The 21,589-nt window shown below is 45.3% G+C and carries 16 protein-coding genes; 3 read left to right on the plus strand and 13 right to left on the minus strand.

What is annotated here, in order from left to right; all coding sequences use genetic code 11:
• Nucleotides 1–651: 651 nt before the first annotated feature.
• Both AB6735_RS19485 and AB6735_RS19490 read left to right on the plus strand, forming a co-directional pair.
• The gene (locus AB6735_RS19485; RefSeq protein ID WP_370997643.1) at nt 652–3,012 is read left to right on the plus strand and encodes an ABC transporter permease; all 2,361 of its coding nucleotides are present in this window, start codon (nt 652–654) and stop codon (nt 3,010–3,012) included.
• Nucleotides 3,013–3,499: 487 nt separating this feature from the next.
• Nucleotides 3,500–4,123 carry a hypothetical protein gene (locus tag AB6735_RS19490; RefSeq protein WP_370997644.1) on the plus strand — a complete coding sequence of 208 codons (624 nt, stop codon included), beginning with the start codon at nt 3,500–3,502 and terminating at the stop codon, nt 4,121–4,123.
• A 659-nt stretch (nt 4,124–4,782) separates the two neighbouring features.
• Here the strand turns inward: AB6735_RS19490 and AB6735_RS19495 are convergent.
• From AB6735_RS19495 to AB6735_RS19555, 13 genes are all read right to left on the minus strand, one after another.
• Nucleotides 4,783–5,667 (minus strand): SDR family oxidoreductase, encoded by an 885-nt coding sequence (locus AB6735_RS19495; RefSeq protein ID WP_370997646.1) that lies wholly within the window; start codon nt 5,665–5,667, stop codon nt 4,783–4,785.
• Between the two features lie 22 nt (nt 5,668–5,689).
• Nucleotides 5,690–6,172, minus strand: a complete 483-nt coding sequence (locus AB6735_RS19500; RefSeq protein WP_370997647.1) for a hypothetical protein — start codon at nt 6,170–6,172, stop codon at nt 5,690–5,692.
• A 267-nt stretch (nt 6,173–6,439) separates the two neighbouring features.
• Nucleotides 6,440–7,213, minus strand: coding sequence for an enoyl-CoA hydratase/isomerase family protein (locus AB6735_RS19505; RefSeq protein ID WP_370997650.1), 774 nt, complete (start codon nt 7,211–7,213; stop codon nt 6,440–6,442).
• 113 nt (nt 7,214–7,326) lie between these two features.
• Complete coding sequence (locus AB6735_RS19510; protein WP_370997652.1) at nt 7,327–9,138, minus strand: long-chain fatty acid--CoA ligase; 1,812 nt, start codon at nt 9,136–9,138, stop codon at nt 7,327–7,329.
• 170 nt (nt 9,139–9,308) lie between these two features.
• Nucleotides 9,309–10,484 carry an acetyl-CoA C-acyltransferase gene (locus AB6735_RS19515; protein WP_370997653.1) on the minus strand — a complete coding sequence of 392 codons (1,176 nt, stop codon included), beginning with the start codon at nt 10,482–10,484 and terminating at the stop codon, nt 9,309–9,311.
• A gap of 102 nt (nt 10,485–10,586) precedes the next feature.
• Nucleotides 10,587–12,962 (minus strand): 3-hydroxyacyl-CoA dehydrogenase/enoyl-CoA hydratase family protein, encoded by a 2,376-nt coding sequence (locus AB6735_RS19520; RefSeq protein WP_370997654.1) that lies wholly within the window; start codon nt 12,960–12,962, stop codon nt 10,587–10,589.
• 110 nt (nt 12,963–13,072) lie between these two features.
• On the minus strand, nt 13,073–13,525 hold the full coding sequence (locus AB6735_RS19525) for a DUF2147 domain-containing protein (RefSeq protein ID WP_370997655.1): 453 nt from the start codon (nt 13,523–13,525) through the stop codon (nt 13,073–13,075).
• 393 nt (nt 13,526–13,918) lie between these two features.
• Nucleotides 13,919–14,179, minus strand: coding sequence for an acyl-CoA-binding protein (locus AB6735_RS19530; RefSeq protein ID WP_370997657.1), 261 nt, complete (start codon nt 14,177–14,179; stop codon nt 13,919–13,921).
• A 2-nt stretch (nt 14,180–14,181) separates the two neighbouring features.
• Nucleotides 14,182–14,640 (minus strand): acyl-CoA thioesterase, encoded by a 459-nt coding sequence (locus AB6735_RS19535; RefSeq protein ID WP_370997658.1) that lies wholly within the window; start codon nt 14,638–14,640, stop codon nt 14,182–14,184.
• An 86-nt stretch (nt 14,641–14,726) separates the two neighbouring features.
• On the minus strand, nt 14,727–15,701 hold the full coding sequence (locus AB6735_RS19540; RefSeq protein ID WP_370997660.1) for an electron transfer flavoprotein subunit alpha/FixB family protein: 975 nt from the start codon (nt 15,699–15,701) through the stop codon (nt 14,727–14,729).
• A 112-nt stretch (nt 15,702–15,813) separates the two neighbouring features.
• Complete coding sequence (locus AB6735_RS19545) at nt 15,814–16,557, minus strand: electron transfer flavoprotein beta subunit/FixA family protein (protein ID WP_370997661.1); 744 nt, start codon at nt 16,555–16,557, stop codon at nt 15,814–15,816.
• Nucleotides 16,558–16,789: 232 nt separating this feature from the next.
• Nucleotides 16,790–18,586 (minus strand): acyl-CoA dehydrogenase family protein, encoded by a 1,797-nt coding sequence (locus tag AB6735_RS19550; protein ID WP_370997663.1) that lies wholly within the window; start codon nt 18,584–18,586, stop codon nt 16,790–16,792.
• A 621-nt stretch (nt 18,587–19,207) separates the two neighbouring features.
• Nucleotides 19,208–20,116, minus strand: a complete 909-nt coding sequence (locus tag AB6735_RS19555) for a helix-turn-helix domain-containing protein (protein ID WP_370997665.1) — start codon at nt 20,114–20,116, stop codon at nt 19,208–19,210.
• Between the two features lie 245 nt (nt 20,117–20,361).
• Between AB6735_RS19555 and AB6735_RS19560 the strand changes: the two genes are divergently transcribed.
• Nucleotides 20,362–21,585: an OmpP1/FadL family transporter gene (locus AB6735_RS19560; RefSeq protein ID WP_370997667.1), complete on the plus strand. Its 1,224-nt coding sequence runs from the start codon at nt 20,362–20,364 to the stop codon at nt 21,583–21,585.
• Nucleotides 21,586–21,589: the final 4 nt, after the last annotated feature.

The following is a 21,589-nucleotide window of genomic DNA, read 5'->3' on the forward strand; positions in this document are numbered from 1 at the left end:
TATGACAAAATGAACAATATGATAAGCCTTGATCACGCCCTGTCTTATTCATTATCCGCTCCCAAAAACTTTTTAAACCTTAAATTTTAACACTTTTCGTTCCGAACCGAGGAAAAAACACGTGAAAAATGTTCAAAAAAGTCTCGTTTTAACACTTTTTAACAAATTTTAACCCGGTTTTAAACAGTTTTTAAAACTTTAAAAAGTATTAGGTAATTGACTATCAAATAGCAACATACCAAACGGTTGGGTTTTTGGAATTTAATTCTCCTTAACCAAACAGCCCGGCTATCTTTTAAAAGATAGCCGGGCCGCTTACCTTACAATATACGAAAATTTATTGGAACAATCAAATGAGCATCTGCAGCTAACAGGGAAATCGCTTTTAAACAACCGATAGGAGGCGTACCCCGGAGCCTTTGAACTAATGTGTTCTGCCTATAAATATGTTATTCCTCCGGAGTTGTGTTTGCAATGAAAGTTAGGTTACGCTTATTTTGCCAGCCAGATTATCTTTGTAATACAACCGCACGCAACTGTCCGCTTATGAACGGCCAGCGAAACAATAAAGTTAGTAAGATATTGTTAATCAATTAATTATAAAAATGGCATGATTTTATACTATGATCAATTCAATAACATACTGTTGCCATGCTTAAAAACTACTTTAAAACCGCCTGGCGAAATTTATTTCGCAACAAATTCTATTCATTTATTAATATTGCCGGGCTTACTGCCGGGCTGGCCATTGGTATATTGATTTTGCTTTGGGTACAGGATGAATTAAGTTTTGATAGCTTCCATAAAAACGGCGATAACATTTACCGCGTAGAACTTTTTGGCGGCACAGGTGCCAGTAAACAGATCTGGGAAAGTACGGTGGCCCCCATCGGTCCGCTGGCTAAGCAGGAGCTCCCTGAGGTGCAGGACCAGGTACGCATAACTGGCAACTGGTATTTCTCGTTATATAAATACAAGGAAAAAGTTTTTGGCGAGCAAAACGTAGCCTTTGCCGATCCATCCCTGTTCAAAATCTTTGATTTTCCCCTGGTGGAAGGCAATACTGCAAAGCCTTTTACAAATGATAACTCTGTTGTTATCACCAAAAAAACGGCGCGAAAATATTTTGGCACCGATAATGCCATTGGTAAAGTGCTTGTAGCCGACGGTAAGGAAAACTTTACGGTAAGCGGGGTTATCAATGATTTTCCGCTTAACTCCAGCATCAACTTTGATATGATCATGCCCATGAGTTACCAGGTTAAATCAATGCTGGTAAATAGCAAGGTGGATGCGAATACCGATTTCGGTAGCTACAATTATCAAACCTATTTTAAAGTAAAACCGGGCACATCGTTAAAAAAGCTCTCGGCCGATTTGTTTAAGATCCACATTAAGCACAAAGCCGAAGACACCGATGCCGATTACCTGCTGCTGCCCATCCATAAAATGCACCTGTACAATGCCGATGGTACCGATCGCGGTATCCAAACGGTGCGCATTTTTATCATTATAGCCCTGGTTATTTTATTAATAGCCTGTATCAATTATGTAAACCTTTCAACAGCACGCGCGTTGCTGCGCGCCAAAGAGATCAGCATGCGTAAAATTATAGGGGCGGCCAAAATGCAGCTGTTTATGCAGTTCCTGGTGGAGACAGCCTTACTGTTCTTTTTCGCCACGATATTGGCATTGTTCGCCATTTACCTGCTGATGCCGGTATTTAACCAGCTGGCCGGCAAGCAACTGGTGTTTAGCCTGCTTAATCCGCACATCTGGCTCATTATAGCCATCACGGTAACAGCTACACTGGCTTTATCCAGCATTTATCCGGCCATGCTGCTATCATCTTTCGAGCCTTTAAAAGCACTGAAGGGTAAAATAAACAGCAGCATTGGCGATGCCCTTTTCCGTAAAATACTGGTGGTGGTACAGTTTACCTTTTCGGTAGTGCTTATTGTGAGCACTTTGGTTATTACCCAGCAACTCAAATATATCCAATCAAAAAATTTAGGGTACGATAAAAGCCGCGTTTTCGGTGTCTGGATGCGCGATGCCGCTAAACATTATGATGCCGTAAGGGCCGAACTTTTGAAGCAACCTGGTGTAGAGGGCGTAACCCGGGCAACCGGCAACATCATTAGAAGCGGCATGATCTCGGGCGATAATTCATGGGATGGCAAAGCGCCGGGCCAAACCTTTATCCTGCATCCAATGGGGATAGATAAGGATTTCATCCGGTTTTTTAAACTCAAAATGCAGCAAGGCAGCAGCTTTAGCGGCGCCGTAGCCGATTCGACCCATTTTATACTTAACGAAGCCGCCGTAAGGGAGATCGGGATGAAAAATCCCATTGGTAAGCATTTCCGTTTCCAAAAAACAAATGGCACCATCATAGGTGTGGTTAAAGACTTTCATTATAACAGTCTGCGCGAAAAAATTGCACCTGCTATTTACTTTTATCGCCCGGCTGTTTACCAAACTTTATATGTTAAAACCAGCACTAATAATGCGGCCGCAGTGATAGCCGCGGCGGGTAGGCAGTTTAAACAATACAACGGGGAGTTCCCTTTTTCTTATAACTTCCTTGACGAGATATTCAACAACCTTTACCAGGGCGAACAGCGCGAAAGTACCTTGTTTAACTATTTTGCAGGCATGGCCATACTCATCTCATGCCTGGGGCTGTTAGGCCTGGCAACCTACACCGCCCAGGTACGCACCCGCGAAATTGGTGTGCGCAAGGTATTGGGGGCATCGGTTACAGGCGTTATTGGTCTGTTGGCTAAGGATTTTATTAAACTGGTACTCATGGGCATTATTGTAGCCACCCCTATAGCATGGTACGCCATGACCAGCTGGTTGGGTGCCTTTGCTTACCGCATATCCATCCACTGGACGGTTTTTGTACTGGCCGCAGGTATAGCTATCGTTATCGCATTTGTTACCATCAGCTTCCAATCTGTCAAAGCAGCGCTGGCCAACCCGGTGAAAAGTTTGAGGAGCGAATAGGGAACACGTTAAGCGTATGGGCAAGTAGATTATTGGACGTGCATTTGCGCTTGATGAGATAGCGACCGTACATCCTCTTATGGATAGTAATAATTTGTCCACGCAGGGTCTCTCGTAGAGGACCCTGCGTTATATTATTGACTCCAGGCAACCTCAGGGTCCCTTCCAGGAGACCCTGAGGGGACGAACACTATACAAAATGTTTTTACCCTTGTCTTTGGTAGGTGCTTTAATCTTTGCCATAATATTTTTGAAATTAGATTATGGCTATAAATTATAAATATATTTTCAAATTTTGTCCACGCAGGGTCTCTCGTAGAGGACCCTGCGTTATATATTGATTCCAGGCAACCTCTGAGGGGCTTTTCAGGAGACCCTGAGGGGACGAAACAACACATGATGTGTTTTTGGATGATAAGATATATCGTAAATTAGCGTAAACGCTATGGTATGAAAATTGAATACCAATTGCGATTAAAAATACGCTATGCTGCAAAACCGTGTAGACCCGCAAGGAAACATCATCAAAACGAGTGCCCGCGGCGCCTGGCTGGGTAACCGGGGGCAATTGCATGGTGATACCCAAACCATATTGCGCCCTTTTAAGCTGAAAGCCTGGTTAATTTGTGTGCTGCAATTTAAAGACAGGCACAGGCAAGTGATGGCGCCCAATTTATATACCGAATTATTTTTTTATGATGAAGCCACCGCGTTTTCGGCAGGGCACCGGCCCTGTTTTGAATGCCGCCGGGACGATGCCAACCGTTTTAAAGCAGCCTGGCTTAAAGGCAACCCCGAATATGGCTTTGACCATAAAGTACTCATCGGAAAAATAGATGAGATCATACACGAGGAACGGATAGATAAAAAGGGTAACAAGGTAACGTCTGAAGCTGCTATTGAAGAACTGCCGGATGGTGTATTTATACAGGTGAGTGGTGAGCCCTATCTTTTAGCCAACAATATGATCAGGCATTGGACACCCTTTGGGTATGAGCAGGGCGCTCCGCTGACCGCATCGGCAAAGGTTACGGTGCTCACGCCAAGATCGGTTGTTAACGCGTTTCGTTCTGGTTATCGGCCGCAGATGGGAATTGATGGTTTGGAATGAAGACCTGGTTATCATTTGGCAGATAGGGGTTCATTCGTGATACCTGTCGTATAAACTCCTCCCTGCTTTTGCGCACAGCCGGCCGCACCCATCCCGTGGGGAGGGAATTGAAATTTAATTGATCTTGAACCAAATTTAAAAAAAAGCCAGAGACAATGTGATTCCTTCCCTCGGGAAGGGCCAATGTCATTAAGTTAAGGAATTTTGCAAACCTCAGGGGGGTAAAGCTTTGTAGAAAAAAGGCAATTTCCAATTCAGTGCCGTAGGTACTGCACTCAGGTTGCATACCTACGGCATGCTGAACACTTATTTTTGCTTTCTACAAAGCTTTTACTCCTACGGAGTATCCTTAAATGACATTGCGGGAAGGGCAATGTCATTATTTAAGTAAACGCCGTAGGTGTTAAAGGTCGGTAGCAGAAAAATAAACCAAAAATTCGTGCCATCAGGTACGAAACTTGTCGAATTGCGTACCTGACGGCACGCTATAATTCTTGTACCTATCTTTTCTACCGACATTTTGCACCTACGGCGCATTCGTTATCGATTAAATAATGACATTGCGGGAAGGAGAGGAGGGGATTTCTTCTCGCACCTCCTTAGAAAGGACAGCTTAGTTTTTTTAGAGTTTAGAATTTAGTTTTTAGAGTTTAAATAACCTACTGCGCTTTGCGGGTTGCCTGTTCGATACTATCCCACATTTGATCGGGAACCATTTCAAGTCCGCTGAATTGGCCTGCGCCCTGCAGCCATTCGCCGCCATCTATGGTAATCACTTCGCCGTTGATGTAGCCCGAGAAGTCGGATACCAGGAACGCGGCCAGGTTAGCCAGTTCCTGGTGTTCGCCTACCCGTTTCAGGGGCACTCGGTTTTTGAAATCAAACTTTTGCGCCATGTCGCCGGGTAGTAAACGTTCCCAAGCACCTTTGGTAGGGAAGGGGCCCGGGGCTATGGCATTGGTACGGATACCGTGACGCCCCCATTCCACCGCCAATGAGCGGGTCATGGCCAGTACGCCGCCTTTGGCACAAGCCGACGGTACTACATAGGCCGAGCCCGTAAAGGCATACGTGGTAATAATATTAAGGATACTGCCGGGCATTTTTTCGGCTATCCAGTATTTGCCCAGGGCGAGCGAGCAGTTGACCGAGCCTTTCAGCACAATATCAATAACCGCCGAAAACGCGTTTGCAGAGAGCCGTTCTGTTGGAGAAATAAAATTACCCGCCGCGTTGTTTAGCAGGGCATCAACCCGGCCAAATGTGGCAATGGATTGCTCCAGCATTTTTTGTACATCATCATAATTGCGTACATCGCAGGAAATGGCTAAAACTTTGCCGCCGGTTTCTGCTTCCATTTCGGCGGCGGTTTTTTGCAGCACATCCAACTTACGACTGGTAATTACCAGATTAGCGCCCAGTTTTAAAAAGTAGGTGCCCATGGCTTTCCCCAAACCGGTACCGCCACCGGTTACAATAATGGTTTTTCCTTTCAGGGCATCATCCCTTAACATACCTGTGGTTACTGCTGTGCTATTACTCATGATGTTTTTTTGAGAGTATTATTTAAAATGGGTTTTGGTCACTTAAGAGTCGTAATAATTGGTTATCTATAAATTCGGATAATTGTACATTATTATTCAAGCAGTGAATCCATCCTGTTGTTTTATCATACAAAACCGCTTCATACACTAAGGGATCATCTCCTTCATCCAGATAAACAAAAAGAAACTGGTTACTTCCATTATAAACATCTATTACAAAAAATGGTCTGTTAATAGTTTTATTATGCTTTACTAACCATTTTCTACCATCTTCCTGCATTTCTTCTTGGGAATCGCTTAGTCCATAGTCTAATACGTAACAATCATTACCAGCCAAATACAACAGCTCCCGTAACGCGGCAGGGAAGGTTTTTTCATCATTGTATCTGACTTCCAGACTAACAATTTCTGCTTCGGTTAAAGGTTTAAGCTTGTTTACATAATCAGTGCTCTTTTCTTTTATTGTGGGATGGTTCTTTAATTGTATCAAATACTTGATATCCATAACTTGTTTAGCGATTGAATTTTATTTGTAAGATAAAGCATTCTTCTATTTTTTAAATCCCCTTTTGAGAGGGGGCGCGTCTGGCTGAGTAGCGGCAGGGGTGTGTTATTACGCTTAATAAACACACCCCTCAGCCCCTCTCAAGAGGGGAATCGCACAATCCAGCCACCACATCGACTACTTTTTTCTTATGTCAGTTTAAGCGTCTACACTTAAATATGCGATTAATTATTCTCTTGATTCTTGACTCTTATCTCTTGATTCTTTTTAAGCGGTTGTTGTTTTTGATTTTAAATTCTGGATAAGCATTTGCAGGCCTTTGCGTACTTCGGGGGCCCACCATTGTGCCAGCATATGATTTAGGGCTGTGCTTTGGTCGGCGCTGAGCTTGGTTATAAGTTCATGGCGCAGGTTTAGTTTGCTTTGGCTCCAGGTTACCTGGTTAAGCTGCATATAGGTCTTGATCTTTTTTTCGGCAGTGGTGAGCAAGCTTTCGGGCGCACTGACCTCATCTATCAAACCAACTTCCAACGCTTCATTAACTTTCAGGAGCTTACCTTCCATGAGGTATTGATAAGCCCTGCGTTGCCCCAGCCAAAAGGAATACAGGGTGGCCACGCTATCGGGCACAATAATGCCTACGGGGATCTCATTTAAACCGATAATAAAGGAGCCTTCGGTCATGACACGATAGTCGGCACAAATGGCCAGTACGCAACCACCTGCTGGACTATGACCGCTGATAGCTGCTACCATCGGTTTTCTGAAAGCCACTAATGATCGCTGCAGCGACAGGAAATCGGTCCACAAACCACGACTTTGCTCCTCATTATATTCGTAAGCCTCAATCAGGTCGATGCCAGATGAAAAGAAACCAGGTTTGCCGGTGATAATGAGTCCGCTTACACTGGTATCATTTTCCAGCGTTTGTACGGCGGTGATCAGCTCCTTAACCATCTGGTGGTTAATAGCATTTGACCGGCCACGATCCAGTGTTAAAATAGCCAGGCCGTTGTTTATGGTTAATTGGAATGTTGTCATGTTTTTGATTTTAGTATCAAGTAGCTAGTATCAAGTAGCAAGACACTCCTATTGTATAAGATACCAAGTACTAAAAGTCGTGATACTTGATACTAGCTACTTGATACTATTTTCTAGTGTACTAACGAAGGATTTTCATGTTCTTCGCCTGAATAGATCTTATCAATTTCGGTTTTATATTTTTCCATGATCACTTTGCGTTTCATTTTGCCGGTGGGGGTAAGTTCGCCGCTGTCTATCGACCATTCTTCGGGCAGGAGAGTTAGCTTTTTTACCTGCTCCACATGGTTAAACTCGGGGTTAAAGCCATCAATGATGGATTGGTAAAGTTCAATAACCCGGGGATTACTGATTACATCCCGATGTGAGGTAAAGGGGATATCGTTTTTTTCGCACCATGGTTTTAAGTTGGTGTATGACGGAACGATAAGCGCCGCTGTGAATTTCCGTTCGGGGCCAACTACCATCATCTGCTCAATAAAATGATTTTCCTTCATCTTATTTTCAATAGGCATCGGCGCTACATACTTACCACCTGATGTTTTGAAGATCTCCTTTTTACGGTCGGTTATTTTCAGGAAACCATCCTTATCCAGCTCACCTATATCACCGGTGTAAAACCAGCCGTCTTTAATCACTTCGGCAGTCATTTCGGGGTTTTTATAATAGCCCACGGTAATGTTTGGTCCTTTGCAAAGGATCTCGCCATCCTCGGCAATTTTAACCTGTACACCGCTGATCAGCTTGCCTACGGTGCCAAATTTACGGCCGGTATTATAACAGTTAACCGCAATTACCGGTGATGTTTCTGTAAGGCCATAACCTTCCATCACCGTCATGCCGGCGGCAGTAAATATTTTTTCGAGCTTGATGGGGCAGGCGGAGCTGCCAATAACGATGGCCTTTACATTACCGCCTACCGCTTCACGCCATTTGCTGTACACCAGCTTATCGGCAATGGCCCGTTTTATTTTATACCACAGGCTTTGATTTTCGATCTCGAACTCTTCGGCCACCTTGATAGACCAGGTAAAAATTTTCTTTTTAATACCGGTGAGCTGCTGTCCGGCCGCCATGATCTTTTCGAACACTTTTTCCAGCAGGCGCGGCACAGCGGTAAAAATGTAAGGTTTGGCCTCTTTCATATTGGCGCCTATAGTATCCATGCTTTCGGCATAGGAAATGGAGAAACCATAGAAGAGATAAATATAAGTACACATTTTTTCGAAAATGTGATTAAGCGGCAAAAAGCTCAGGGCTCGTTTTTGTTCAATAGGGATCTGCCCGAGCACTTCGCCGGAGGCAACCACATTGCTCACGATATTTTTGTGGGTGAGCATTACGCCTTTAGGTCTGCCGGTGGTGCCCGATGTGTAAATAATGGTGGTTACATCATCCTCGTTAATGGTTTTGCTAATGGCTGATAGCCTGTCGCGAAAGCCATCTGGCAGGGGTTTTAACAATACCGACCAGTGGGGGCAGTTGTCCAGGTGGTCAAAAGTATAAATAGCTTTTAATGTTGGTATATTAGCATATACGGCATTTACCTTATCATACAAGTCCTGGCTGCTTACAAACAGGTATTTTACTTCGGCCTCGTTCAGGATCTGTTCCAGCTCTTTGGGGTTGCTGTTGGGATACAGGGGTACCAGGATAGCGCCGGTTTGCTGTACAGCCAGATCGGTAATAAGCCATTCGGGCCGGCCATTGCTGATGAGCCCTATTTTGTCGCGGCCCTCGGTTGTGCCGTCGCCGCCAGAAACACCCAGATCCAACAGGGCCATGGCTAACTGGTAGATGAGAGTATGCGTTTCCTGCGTGCTATATGCCCGCCATACACCATTCTCCTTGGCATTTAACAGATCGGGCCGGGGTTCCCGGGCCTGAATCTCCATGCAATCAAACAATCTTGCCACTTTTTCCATCTTTTTTTAGTTAGTATCAAGTAGCTAGTATCAAGTATCAAGACACTCGCCTTTTTAGTATCAGATTTTTATAGTATTAAGTAGCTAATGCAGATATTAAGATTTTTCTTTGCTTGTAAGTACCGCGTTTAAAAGTCGTGATACTTGATACTAGCTACTTGATACCCAAATTATAATAATTCAAAAATGCCCGCGGCACCTTGTCCGGTACCTACGCACATGGTAACCATACCGTATTTTTTATCCCTGCGTTTCAACTCGTTAAACAACTGTACAGATAGCTTTGCGCCGGTACAACCCAGTGGGTGACCCAATGCAATAGCGCCGCCATTAACGTTGATACGATCGATATCAAGATCCAAACCTTTGATAACCGCCAGTGATTGCGATGCAAAGGCTTCGTTCAGCTCAATCAGATCAATGTCCTGCTGTTTCATCCCAGCCTGTTTTAAAGCTTTGGGAATAGCCACCAGCGGACCGATACCCATAATACGCGGCGGCACACCGGCAACGGCATAGTTTACCAGCCGGGCAATCGGCTTCAGGTTATTGGCCTTTAAAAAGCGCTCACTTACTACCATCACAAAGGCCGCACCATCGCTTGTTTGGGATGAATTGCCCGCGGTTACTACACCCCTGGCATCAAATACGGGTTTCAATTTGGCTAAAGCCTCTAATGAGGTATCCGCACGCGGGCCTTCGTCGGTATCTACTTTAAAGTCGCGGTTTTTCTTTTTGCCGGTTTCGTCAACGTAGGTTTCGGTAACATTTACGGCCACTATCTCGTCCTTAAATTTTCCTTCTTTGATAGCGTTGATGGCTTTCTGGTGCGAGTTATAGGCAAACTGGTCTTGCTCTTCGCGACCAACTTTGTATTCTTTGGCTACGGCTTCGGCGGTTAAACCCATGCCCCAGTAATAATCGGGATGGGCCAGGGCTATATCGGCATTGGGTACCACACGCCAGCCACCCATAGGCAGCAGACTCATGCTCTCTACACCGCCGGCAATAATACAATCGGCAATGCCGCTGTGTACTTTTGCCGATGCAATGGCGATGGTTTCCAAGCCCGAGGCGCAATAACGGTTCACGGTCATGCCGGGTACTTTATCGGTATCAAGAGCCATGAGCGATATCAGTCTGCCCACGTTTAAGCCTTGCTCAGCTTCTGGGGTAGCATTACCCACAATTACATCTTCTATCTGATCCTTATCCACATTGGGTACCGATGCCATGAGATGTTTGATCACATCTGCGGCAAGGGTATCCGGCCGGGTAAACCTAAAGCCTCCCCGGGTAGCTTTTCCAACTGCGCTGCGGCTTGCAGCCACTATGTATGCGTCCATTTCTTTTCTGTTTAGTTTGTTATGGTTCGGGTTTCGAGGGTCGGGTTTCGGGTATTTTAATCTCTCGTACCCGGAGCCACGCAACGCGAACCCCGCCCCCATTTAATTCCTTAACACTTTACCACCTGTTATAATCGACTGGATGCGTTCCAGCGTTTTGCGCTCGGTGCAGAGGGAAACAAAGGCCTCCCGCTCTAAGCCCAGCAAATATTCTTCACTTACGAGTGAGGGCTGCGACAGATCGCCACCAGCCAGTACGTAGGCCAGTTTTTGCGAAATTTTCACATCGTGCTCGCTTATATAATTGCCGCTGTACATAGTGTTGGCGCCTACATAACCCAAACCCAAAGCCTGTTTGCCCAGCACCCGGATATCGGTGCGCTGCACGGGCTGTACATAACCTTCGTTAGCCAGTTGCAGGCAATGTTGTTTAGCCTCAGCCAGCAGGCGGTTTTGTGATACTACCACTACGTCGCGACCTTTTTTCAGGTATCCAAATTCAAAAGCCTCGTATGCTGAAGTAGATACTTTAGCCTGGCCAATGGTGAGGAACCTGTCACGGAAATTGTTGAGTTCCACATCACCATCCTGCAGCTCGTCAGACAGGCGAAGGGCAAATTCTTTAGTACCGCCGCCGCCGGGGATCAGGCCAACGCCAAATTCCACCAGGCCCATATATAATTCGGCATGGGCAACTACTTTATCGGCATGCAGGCAAAGCTCACAGCCGCCGCCCAATGCCATCTGGTGAGGTGCAGCTACAACCGGAATGGATGAATAGCGGATGCGCATCATAGCGGTTTGGAAGGCTTTGATCACCATATTCAGTTCGTCAAACTCCTGCTCAACGGCCATCATAAATATCATACCTACGTTGGCACCGGCGCTGAAATTGGCGCCTTCGTTAGAGATCACCAGACCTTTATAGCTTTTTTCGGCCAGGGTAATGGCTTTGTTGATACCTTCTATCACATCGCCGCCAATGGTGTTCATTTTAGTATGGAACTCCAGGTTGATGATGCCATCGCCAATATCGGTAATGGTAGTACCGGTGTTTTTCCAGATGGTATTGGCTTCGCGGATATTGCTCAGCAGTATAAAATTCTCGGTACCCGGAATTACCTTATAAGTTTTGGAGGCGATATCATAATACTGACGTTTCCCATCGGCTATTTTATAGAAGCTATCGGCCCCAGAGGCCAGCATATCATATACCCATTGGGCAGGTTTGCTGCCCGCTGCTTCCATCGCTTTCACGGTATCGGCCACGCCAAGAGCATCCCATTTTTCAAAGGGGCCTATTTCCCAGCCGAAACCGGCGGTAACGGCCGCATCTATTTTGTAAAACTCGTCGGCAATTTCTGGGATGCGGTTGCTGGCGTAGGCAAAAAGCTGATAAAAAGTGGAGCGATAAAAATCGCCGGCCTTATCTTTTGCCGCAATCAGGACCTTTAAACGTTCTTTTAAGCTATCTATATTTTTGGTAATATCTAAAACCGGGAATTTTACTTTTTGCGATGGTTTGTATTCCAGGGTCTTGAGATCGAGCGCGAAGAACTGATTGGCTCCATCTACCTTTTCCTTTTTATAAAAACCCTGCCCGGTTTTGCTGCCCAGCCAGTTGTTTTTGAGCATACCGTTCACAAACTCTGGAATAGCGAATAATTCCTTCGCTTCATCATCGGGGGCGTTTTTGCTGAGGCCATTGGCTACATGCACCATGGTATCCAAACCTACCACATCGTTGGTACGGAAGGTAGCTGATTTGGGGTGACCGATCACCGGGCCCGTCAGCTTGTCGATCTCTTCTACCGTCATGCCGGTTTTTTCTACATAATGTAGTATACTCATGATGGCGAACACGCCAATACGGTTGCCGATGAAAGCTGGCGTGTCTTTAGCCAGTACGGTTGTTTTACCCAGAAATTTTTCCCCGTATTCCATCAGGAAATCGACCACTTCTGGTGAAGTATCTTTTGTGGGGATGATCTCCAATAATTTTAAATACCTCGGCGGATTAAAAAAGTGAGTACCGCAGAAATGCTTCTTGAAATCATCGCTTCGGCCTTCGGTCATCAAATGGATGGGGATACCAGAAGTATTGGAGGTAATGAGCGTACCCAGTTTGCGGTGTTTTTCGACCGTTTCAAATACCTGTTGTTTGATATCCAGTCGTTCTACCACCACTTCGATCACCCAATCGTAATCGGCAATTTTTGCCATATCATCCTCAAAATTACCGGTGCTGATGCGCCGGGCAAATGATTTGAGGTAGATAGGCGAGGGGTTTGACTTTAAAGCAAAATCAAGCGCGTCGTTAACAATTTTATTGCGGGCTTTTTTATCGCCTGCAGGGGCATCTTTTGGTACAATATCCAATAGCAGCACCTGTACCCCGATATTGGCGAAATGACAAGCAATACGGCTGCCCATTACACCCGAGCCCAGAACGGCTACCTTTTTTATAGTTCGTTTCATAAGATTAGTATCAAGTAATTAGTATCAAGTATCAAGATTTTTGCAGGTCATAAGCATCATTTTTTAGAAGTCGTGATACTTGATACTAGCTACTTGATACCCTGAAAAATTTATTCCGCTCGTTCCCAAACGGTTGTGCGGCCAAACAGCGATACGCCGATGTAGCCGCGGATTGATAATGTTTTGCCTTTGTAAGTGATATTGCAGGAGTAGGTTTTTCCGTTTTTAGGATCATAGATCTTGCCATCGGTATATTTGTTGTCACCATCGGGTACAAAGCCTTCCAATATGTGCAAGCCTATAATAGGCCTGGTACGCAGCTTCTCGTCCTTGTTTTCTTCGTCTACTTTAGGCTTGCCATTTTTAAGCGGCTCCTTAAGCCATACTATTTTACCATTAAATTTGCCGTCGGTACCTTTACTGATCTGTATTTTGGCGCTTTTGATATCATTGTACCAAAGTCCCTCAATTTTATCGGTCTGGGCTTTGGCCGCAATATTCACGGATACTACAGTAAGCAGGATAAGTACAAAACGGGCGAAATACTTTTTAGGTGATGACATGGCTTTTTTTGATGCTATTGCCGACTAATTAAATATGTCTTTATAAAGCTGCCAAATCACGATGTAAACAACGATGAATCAGCATCTCTTTTGCAGGAGACAAACAGAATTAAGCGACAGGGTTAAAAAAATAATTTAGTATTGGTTTATTAAAGAATCAAGATATTAGAATCAAGAATTAAGACAAACAGTAATTTGCTGATTATGTCCTTCTCTTGATTCCTGGTTCTTAATTCCTGGCTCTCATTTACAGTAAACAAATATCCTTTTTAGCGAAGCTTAACAAAGGGCCAAATGGCGGAAACATTTGTCAAAATTTCGGAAATTCTATTTGTTTTGCTATAAATTGGTTTATTTAAAGATAGATGTTTTTTGCGATTTTTTTACGCCCCTTTACTTTCCTGACAATTCCTTTACCAGATCGATATATTGCTGGCGGGCAGCATCGGCCGTAACACCTTTTAAATTTAACCAGGCATCATATTTAGCCTTGGCCACAAAGTCGAACATGCCCGGTGGGTTATCCGTGTTGATATCGCCTTCGGTGGCTTGTTTGTATAGGCTGTATAAACGCAGCAGCGTTTCATTATCGGGTTTGGTGGGCAAAGTTTTACTATCCGCTACTGCTTTTTCAAAAACTTCTTTCTGATCCATATTTATTTGTTTTGATTTTGTGATTTTGGAAGCTCTTCCACATAATCGTCGCTTTTGGGGGCTTTGATGAACAGTTCGCTTAATTCAGCAGGTAATGGGGTTAGTTTGCGTTTTACCGTATCGATCCAGGCACCCTGTACAATGATCACGGCGGCTTTAACACCGTCACCACGATACACTTCCTGTCTGAACGTCCAGCGCGAACTATCAGCCCGGGAGCTGATCACCTCGCAGGTAACCTTGACATAATCATTGATAGTGATCTCCCGCAGGTAATTGAGCTCTTCCTTAAACAGTACCGGACCTATTTTAAGTTCAAAAAGTTTGGTGGGCATCGATCCCAGACTCTCCAATAAATTTAACCTGGCTTGCGCCGCCACATCGGCATAAGCCGAATGTCGCATGTGCTGATTAGCATCCAACTGCGCCCATATTACCTGACCTTCATAATAAACATTCATCGTTTTTTAGCTTAAGGCTTAAAGCACAAAGCTTAAAGCGTTTTTCTCCTTTGAAAGCTAATAGCTTTCGGCTTTTAGCTCTTATTTCAGCTTTTAGCTTTCAGCTTTTTCACCGCTTCGGTAAGGCGCGGTAAAATTTCCAGCGCGTCGCCTACTACGCCATAGTTAGCCGCCTTAAAAAATGGCGCTTCGGGATCTTTGTTAATCACCACGATGGTTTTGGAACCGTTTACTCCCGCCAGATGCTGTATCGCGCCAGAAATACCTACGGCTATATACAGATTGGGCCTTACGGTGCCACCGGTTTGGCCAACATGCTCATGATGCGGACGCCAGTGCGCGTCGGCCACAGGGCGGGAGCAAGCGGTACCCGCGCCCAGTTCTTTAGCCAAATCCTCAATCAGTCCCCAGTTTTCAGGGCCTTTCATGCCACGACCACCAGATACTACCAGCTGCGCGTCGGCCAGCGGAATCTCGCCTTTGATCTTGTTCACTTCCTTAACCTTTACCCCGAAATCTTTATCGCCAAAGTTTACATCCAGTTTTTCGATAGTGGCTTTACCTTCACCTTTGTTTAACTGAAAAGTGTTGGGCATCAAGGTGATCACTTTTAAATCGCTGGTGATATCCACAAAGGCAAACGCCTTGCCCGAGAATACTGCCTTCTTGATCACAAAGCCTTTGTCCAGATCGGGATAGGAGAGTGCGCCTGCGACCAAGCCCGCCTTTAATTTGGCAGATAAACGTGGTGCAACAGCACGACCATTAATATCATGCAAAGCGATGATGATCTTGCTTCCCTCTTTTTGTGCGGCAGTCAGCAATGCGCTGGTATATGCCCGGGCGTGCAGTTCATCCAGGCGGGCGTCGGCAACATGCAGCACTTTTTGGGCGCCGTACTGACCCAGACTTTCCATCTCACTATCAGCAAGAGTGCCTAATACCACGGCACTTACCGTTGTGCCTGTTTTTTGGGCGATGCCGGCAGCATACTGTACGGCTTCCAGACTTTTCTTTTTTATATTTCCTTCGGTATGTTCTACCAATACGATTACAGACATTTTTATAGGTTTTAAGCCTCACCCTGCCCTCTCCAAAGGAGAGGGTTCTATGAAATTTGTTTTTAAAGTCCTCTCCTTTGGAGAGGATTTAGGTGAGGCGATTAATAATTAATTAAATAACCTTGGCCTCAGCATGAAGCAGTTCTACCAGTTCATCCATATTATCCGGACTAACCATTTTTATACCTGCTTTAGCGGGTGGCAGTTCGTAGGATAAAATTTCGGTTACAGAACCAACAGCCGCTGGTGCAACCACTTTAAGCGGACGCGTGCGTGCGGCCATAATGCCACGCATATTGGGTATCCGGGCTTCTGCAACACCTTTCTGACAGGCAATCACTATCGGCAGGCTGCAGGTGTCTGTTTCTTCGCCGCCTTCTATCTCACGTTTCACAGTAGCGGTATTTCCATCTACCTGGATATCGGTAGCAAAGCCGATGTAATCGGTATCCAGCAGTTCGGCCAGCATGGCGCCTACGGCGCCGTTGTTATAATCTATGGATTCTTTACCACAAAGGATCAGGTCGTATCCTGCGGTTTTGGCATATTCGGCTATGTAATTGGCGGTTTCGTAAGGGTCGTGACTGTCGGCATCAATGCGGATAGCTTCGTCACCACCTAAGGCCAATGCTTTGCGGATCACCGGCTCGGTATCGGCCTTGCCAACGGTTATCAGGTGTATGTCGCTGGCTATTCCTGCTTCTTTCAGTTCCAGTGCACGCACCAGGGCATACCATTCGTCGTAAGGATTTATTACATAGGTAACACCCTGGTTATTGATAGCTGTATTATTATCTTTCAGTACAATTTTGGTGCTGGTATCCGGCACCTGGCTTATGCACACTAATATCTTCATGTTTTTATTTTAGGTTATGTGGGTTTGGAATCAAGAGATAAGAGTCAAGAATCAAGAAGGTCACAAAAGTTATTCAAAGTTTTTCTTGATTCCTGACTCTTATATTCCTGTCTCTCTTAAAAAGCCCCTGCGAGTCTCCCCACCGGCCTGGTGGGGGAGACTCCTGAACCCTCTTGTCGGGAAGCGTCGAGTGCAGAGCACTCCCTTTCCTCTGGAGAGGTCGGGGTTTTCGTTAATAGCAATATTTATTTTCTTCGATCAGTTTGGCCGCTATGTTTCTGCGGGCCTGGGTGGTATTGATATCTTCGGTTTTGGTGAAGCGTTTAAGCCCCATCAGCATCATACGGCGTTCGTCGCCATCGGCAAATGAATTGATAGCTTCGCGACCCGCTTTGGCTATGTTACCGGCTGCATCGTTGATGTAAACCCGCATGATGTCCAGTTGCTCTTTAACCGCATCTTCACCTTTTAGGCTTACCAGTTTTTCAACACGTAGCTGTAGTGATTCGCTTACGTAAAGTTCAATCAGCATATCGGCCAGGTACATCAGCACTTCCTGCTCTTTACCCAGTTGGGTCATTAGTTTTTGTACTGCCGCGCCGGCAACCATTAAAATGGCTTTCTTGAAATTGGCAATATATTTTTTCTCATGGGTGAACAAACCGTCATCATCCGAGCCACCAAAATCGGGCACGCTCATCAACTCGCCGGCTACTTTCTGGGCAGGGCCCATCAGGTCGAGCTCGCCTTTCATGGCGCGTTTCAACATCATATCCACGGTAAGCATCCGGTTAATTTCGTTGGTGCCCTCAAATATGCGGTTGATGCGCGAGTCGCGGTAAGCACGGTCCATTGGTGCTTCGGCGCTGTAACCCATGCCGCCGTAGATCTGTACACCTTCGTCAACCACATAATCCAGTGTTTCTGAAGCATGCACTTTGATGATGGCTGCTTCAATGGCGAATTGCTCGGTGCCCTTCAGTTTAGCCTGGATGGCGTCCATACCCGATGCTTCGTACATTTCGGTAGCCTCTTCCATATTCTGACTGGCACGATATATAGCCGATTCAGAAGCATAAGTGCGGATGGCCTGTTGTGCCAGTTTATAACGAATAGCGCCATATTTAGAGATCGGCCGGCCAAATTGCTCACGCTCATTGGCATAACGGATAGCCGAGGTAATTACTTCTTTACTGGCCCCTACAGTGGCGCCGCCCAGTTTAATACGACCAAGGTTGAGGATATTAACCGCTATTTTAAAGCCATTCTGCCTTTCTGATAGCAGGTTTTCAACCGGTACCTTACAATCATTAAAGAACACCTGGCGGGTTGAGCTGCCTTTGATTCCCATTTTATGTTCTTCGGTATTGAGGGATAGCCCTTCAAAGCCTTTCTCTACAATAAAAGCGCTCAGGTTTTCGTCATTATCGATCTTGGCGAACACGGTAAAAATATCGGCAAAACCAGCGTTGGTGATCCACATTTTTTGACCGGTAAGCAGGTAATATTTGCCATCGGCAGAAAGTTTTGCACGTGCCTTGCCCGAGTTGGCATCGGAGCCTGCGCCCGGTTCGGTAAGGCAATAGGCGCCTTTCCATTCGCCGCTGGCCAGTTTGGGGATATATTTTTCTTTCTGGGCATCGGTACCGTAATATAAAATGGGCAGGGTACCAATGCCGGTATGGGCCGAAAAAGCTACGGAAAATGAATTGCCCGCACCCAGTTTTTCGGTAACCAGCATAGATGTTTTAAAGTCTTTACCAAAGCCGCCATATTCTTCGGGAATGGAAATGCTCAGCAAACCTAAAGCGCCGGCTTCTTCCATCAGATGTGGCATCAAACCTTCTTCCTGATCGTCAATACGAGTTAAATTGGGTGCTACGTTTTGGGCCAGAAAATTGGTGCAGGTTTCCGCGATCATCAATTGCTCTTCGTTCCATTCTTCCGGAATAAAAACACTATCAGCCTGTGTTTCCCTGATCAGGAATTCACCTCCTTTTAAGGCTTTTATTGATTCGGTCTCACTCATAGTTATGAAGTTTTACAGTGTTGGTATCAAGTAGTTAGTATCAAGTATCAAGACTGCTGCATTTGTTTATGCTGCTTTTAAAAATCGTGATACTTGATACTCGCTACTTGATACTATAATAGATACTCGTTTTTATTGGTTTTATAATCAGGAGTAAAATTAGAAGCGTTAGCCGCCGAAAAAAAGGGCAGCAATGCGGAGGTATTGGTCAAAAAGTCGGAAAGGTGTTGGGATCGGGGTTCGGGATAGGTGACGGGTGTGAGAGCCGGTGTCAGATCTTTGGAATTGGGCTACCTTTATTGGCGCAAGTCTTGCGTGATAGGTTGAGGGTAAAGGCTGACTTGTGATCTCGACGCATTGTACACAAGCACAAGTCATCAACCCACCAGCAGCCACACAAGACTTGCGCTAAAAGCGGTTGAGGGTAAAGGCTGACTTGTGATCTCGACGCATTGTACACAAGCACAAGTCATCAACCCACCAGCAGCCGCACAAGACTTGCGCTAAAAGCGGTGTATTGGACGAGGTTCGGGGTAGGTGGCGGGTGTGAGAGCGGTGTCAGATCTTTGAAATTGGGCTACACACTCCCGCACTCACACTCCACACTCGCTCTTAATTAAATCAATGCCCTGTAACCACCCTGTAATCAGAAGGGGACATCCCGGTATGTTTTTTAAAGTATTTGCCAAAGGATGATTGATCGGGGAAATGGATGTCTTCGGCTACACGGGCAATGCTGATATCGTGATTGCGGAGCAGTACTTTGGCTTCGAGTACTACGGCATCGTCTATCCATTCGCCGGCGGTACGACCGGTTACTTCTTTGATGGTTTCCGTAAGATGCTTGGGCGATACATACAGCGAATCGGCATAATACTGAACGTTGCGGTGTTCTTTATAATGATGAAAAACCAGGTCCTGGAACAGCATGTTTAGTTCCTGCTTGCGGGTTTGCTTTCCCTTGATCATCACGTGCTGTTTTTCGTAGATCGACTCCACCTCATACAGCATAGTGGTAAGCATGCTCCGGGATATTTCCATCCGGTAAGGATGATGCTCCCGTTCCAGCTTTTGCTGCATAAGCAGGTAAATATCCAGCAACATTTTAGCGTCTTCATGGTCTGGATAGATCACCGGGAGCGAGGCGCTTTTAAAATAACTGAACGACTCCAGGAAATGGCTGCTCACATTGTTTTCGGTTAAAAAAGCTTTGGAAAAAACGATGAACCGGCATAAAAAATCGTCGCTGCTGTTATAGATCCTTAAGATATGAAATGGGGTGGCCAGTAGCATGGCATCAGGCTTGGCTTCATAAACTTGTAAATTGGCCTCAACAAGGGCATGGCCGCGGGTACAGATGCCTATAATATAACCGTCGGAACGGTAGGGATATTCACTTAAACTGAGTAACTGCTTTTCGTCGGCAATAAAAAATTCAGGGCTTACCAGTTTATCTGCATAGAGGTCGGCAAATTTGGAAAGGCTAAGCTGAGCGATCTTCTTGCTCACGTATCTGGCATTCTTATTCATGTACGGAAAGATATAATTTTATTGTCTAATAATTGATGAAAACTGTTAATTAAACGGTAATAATATTTAATAGTATCGGTATTAATTATACTATCAATTAAGCTTTCTCCGACTTTTTGACCAATACCTCCGCATTATAGCCCTTTTTTTCCTTTCAAAGCCTCCTAATTTTATTTTTTAAATAAATACTGTCTTCTTGCTCTCTCAAAGCAGCTGGCATATTATAAACCAATTATATTTTACTCATGAGAAAACTTATACTATTGCTACTTGCAATAATGCCCGCTATTGCATTTGGCCAGGGTTTCCAGGTTAATCTTCACGGACAGAAACAGATCGGTATGGGCCATACCGGAACCGGCTTGCTGCAGGATGGTGCCTCCGTATTATTTAACCCTGGCGCTGTTGCTATGCTGCCGCAAAATTATGTACAGGCCGGCATGAGTCCGCTGTTGTTTAAGTCGGACTTTAACCCAAGTGGTTCCACAGATCAGTATCGTACCAAAAACAAAATAGCTACGCCATTTACGGCTTATGGTGTTTGGGGGCCAAAAGGCGCCCGATGGAAGATTGGTTTAGGCGTTTATACCCCGTATGGTGGTTTAACCGACTGGGGACAAGACTGGGCAGGAAAGTATTCGCTCGAAAGCCTTAACCTCAAGGCCATTTATTTTCAACCAACGCTGAGTTATAGAGTAACCGATTTCCTGAGCCTGGGTGCCGGTTTTGTTTACAACCATGGTACAGTCGATCTGACAAGGGCCATTCCGGTGACGAATGCGTCTGGTCAGGATGGGCAGGCTCAATTGAAGGGCAACGGTCACGGATTTGGCTGGAACGCGGGTGCTTTTATAAAAACAAATGTAGGTTTAACCATCGGGCTTGATTACCGCTCGCAGGTAAATACTACCGTGAAAAATGGCGATGCTATTTTTAAAGTGGCAAGCTCTATACAACCTAATTTTCCGCAACCCAATACCTTTACCACTACGCTTCCTTTGCCTTCCACATCATCTATTGGTTTAGGCTACAAGCCATCAAACAAATGGACAGTGGCTGTAGATGTGAACTTTACCAAGTGGGATGTGTACAAAACACTTGGGTTTGATTATGCCAAAAACACCCCGACATTGCAGGATACCTATTCGCCGCGTAATTATAAAAACGGGTGGAGTTACAGAGCAGGCGCCGAATATAAAGCCACTGATAAAATATTTGTACGCGGCGGTGGCGGCTACGTAACTACCGCGGTTAGGGATGGCTATGTTACCCCGGAAGCACCAGATGCCAACCGTTATTATTTAACAGCCGGCTTAGGTTATAAAGTGACCAAAAATCTGGACCTGGATGTTTCATTTGAGTACGAACATCTTGATGCGCGCACGCAAACAAATATCGAGTCGCAGTTATCTGGAACGTTTAAAACCAATGTTTATATCCCCGGTTTATCGCTTGCTTATCACTGGTAACATT

Source organism: Mucilaginibacter sp. RCC_168 (assembly GCF_041355315.1).
Classification (GTDB): Bacteria; Bacteroidota; Bacteroidia; order Sphingobacteriales; family Sphingobacteriaceae; genus Mucilaginibacter.

What these genes read in the sequence shown, in the direction of transcription:
- AB6735_RS19485 (WP_370997643.1), top strand. Translation starts at nt 652, where the DNA reads ATGCTTAAAAACTACTTTAAAACCGCCTGGCGAAATTTATTTCGCAAC.
- AB6735_RS19490 (WP_370997644.1), top strand. Translation starts at nt 3,500, where the DNA reads ATGCTGCAAAACCGTGTAGACCCGCAAGGAAACATCATCAAAACGAGT.
- AB6735_RS19495 (WP_370997646.1), bottom strand. Translation starts at nt 5,667, where the DNA reads ATGAGTAATAGCACAGCAGTAACCACAGGTATGTTAAGGGATGATGCC.
- AB6735_RS19500 (WP_370997647.1), bottom strand. Translation starts at nt 6,172, where the DNA reads ATGGATATCAAGTATTTGATACAATTAAAGAACCATCCCACAATAAAA.
- AB6735_RS19505 (WP_370997650.1), bottom strand. Translation starts at nt 7,213, where the DNA reads ATGACAACATTCCAATTAACCATAAACAACGGCCTGGCTATTTTAACA.
- AB6735_RS19510 (WP_370997652.1), bottom strand. Translation starts at nt 9,138, where the DNA reads ATGGAAAAAGTGGCAAGATTGTTTGATTGCATGGAGATTCAGGCCCGG.
- AB6735_RS19515 (WP_370997653.1), bottom strand. Translation starts at nt 10,484, where the DNA reads ATGGACGCATACATAGTGGCTGCAAGCCGCAGCGCAGTTGGAAAAGCT.
- AB6735_RS19520 (WP_370997654.1), bottom strand. Translation starts at nt 12,962, where the DNA reads ATGAAACGAACTATAAAAAAGGTAGCCGTTCTGGGCTCGGGTGTAATG.
- AB6735_RS19525 (WP_370997655.1), bottom strand. Translation starts at nt 13,525, where the DNA reads ATGTCATCACCTAAAAAGTATTTCGCCCGTTTTGTACTTATCCTGCTT.
- AB6735_RS19530 (WP_370997657.1), bottom strand. Translation starts at nt 14,179, where the DNA reads ATGGATCAGAAAGAAGTTTTTGAAAAAGCAGTAGCGGATAGTAAAACT.
- AB6735_RS19535 (WP_370997658.1), bottom strand. Translation starts at nt 14,640, where the DNA reads ATGAATGTTTATTATGAAGGTCAGGTAATATGGGCGCAGTTGGATGCT.
- AB6735_RS19540 (WP_370997660.1), bottom strand. Translation starts at nt 15,701, where the DNA reads ATGTCTGTAATCGTATTGGTAGAACATACCGAAGGAAATATAAAAAAG.
- AB6735_RS19545 (WP_370997661.1), bottom strand. Translation starts at nt 16,557, where the DNA reads ATGAAGATATTAGTGTGCATAAGCCAGGTGCCGGATACCAGCACCAAA.
- AB6735_RS19550 (WP_370997663.1), bottom strand. Translation starts at nt 18,586, where the DNA reads ATGAGTGAGACCGAATCAATAAAAGCCTTAAAAGGAGGTGAATTCCTG.
- AB6735_RS19555 (WP_370997665.1), bottom strand. Translation starts at nt 20,116, where the DNA reads ATGAATAAGAATGCCAGATACGTGAGCAAGAAGATCGCTCAGCTTAGC.
- AB6735_RS19560 (WP_370997667.1), top strand. Translation starts at nt 20,362, where the DNA reads ATGAGAAAACTTATACTATTGCTACTTGCAATAATGCCCGCTATTGCA.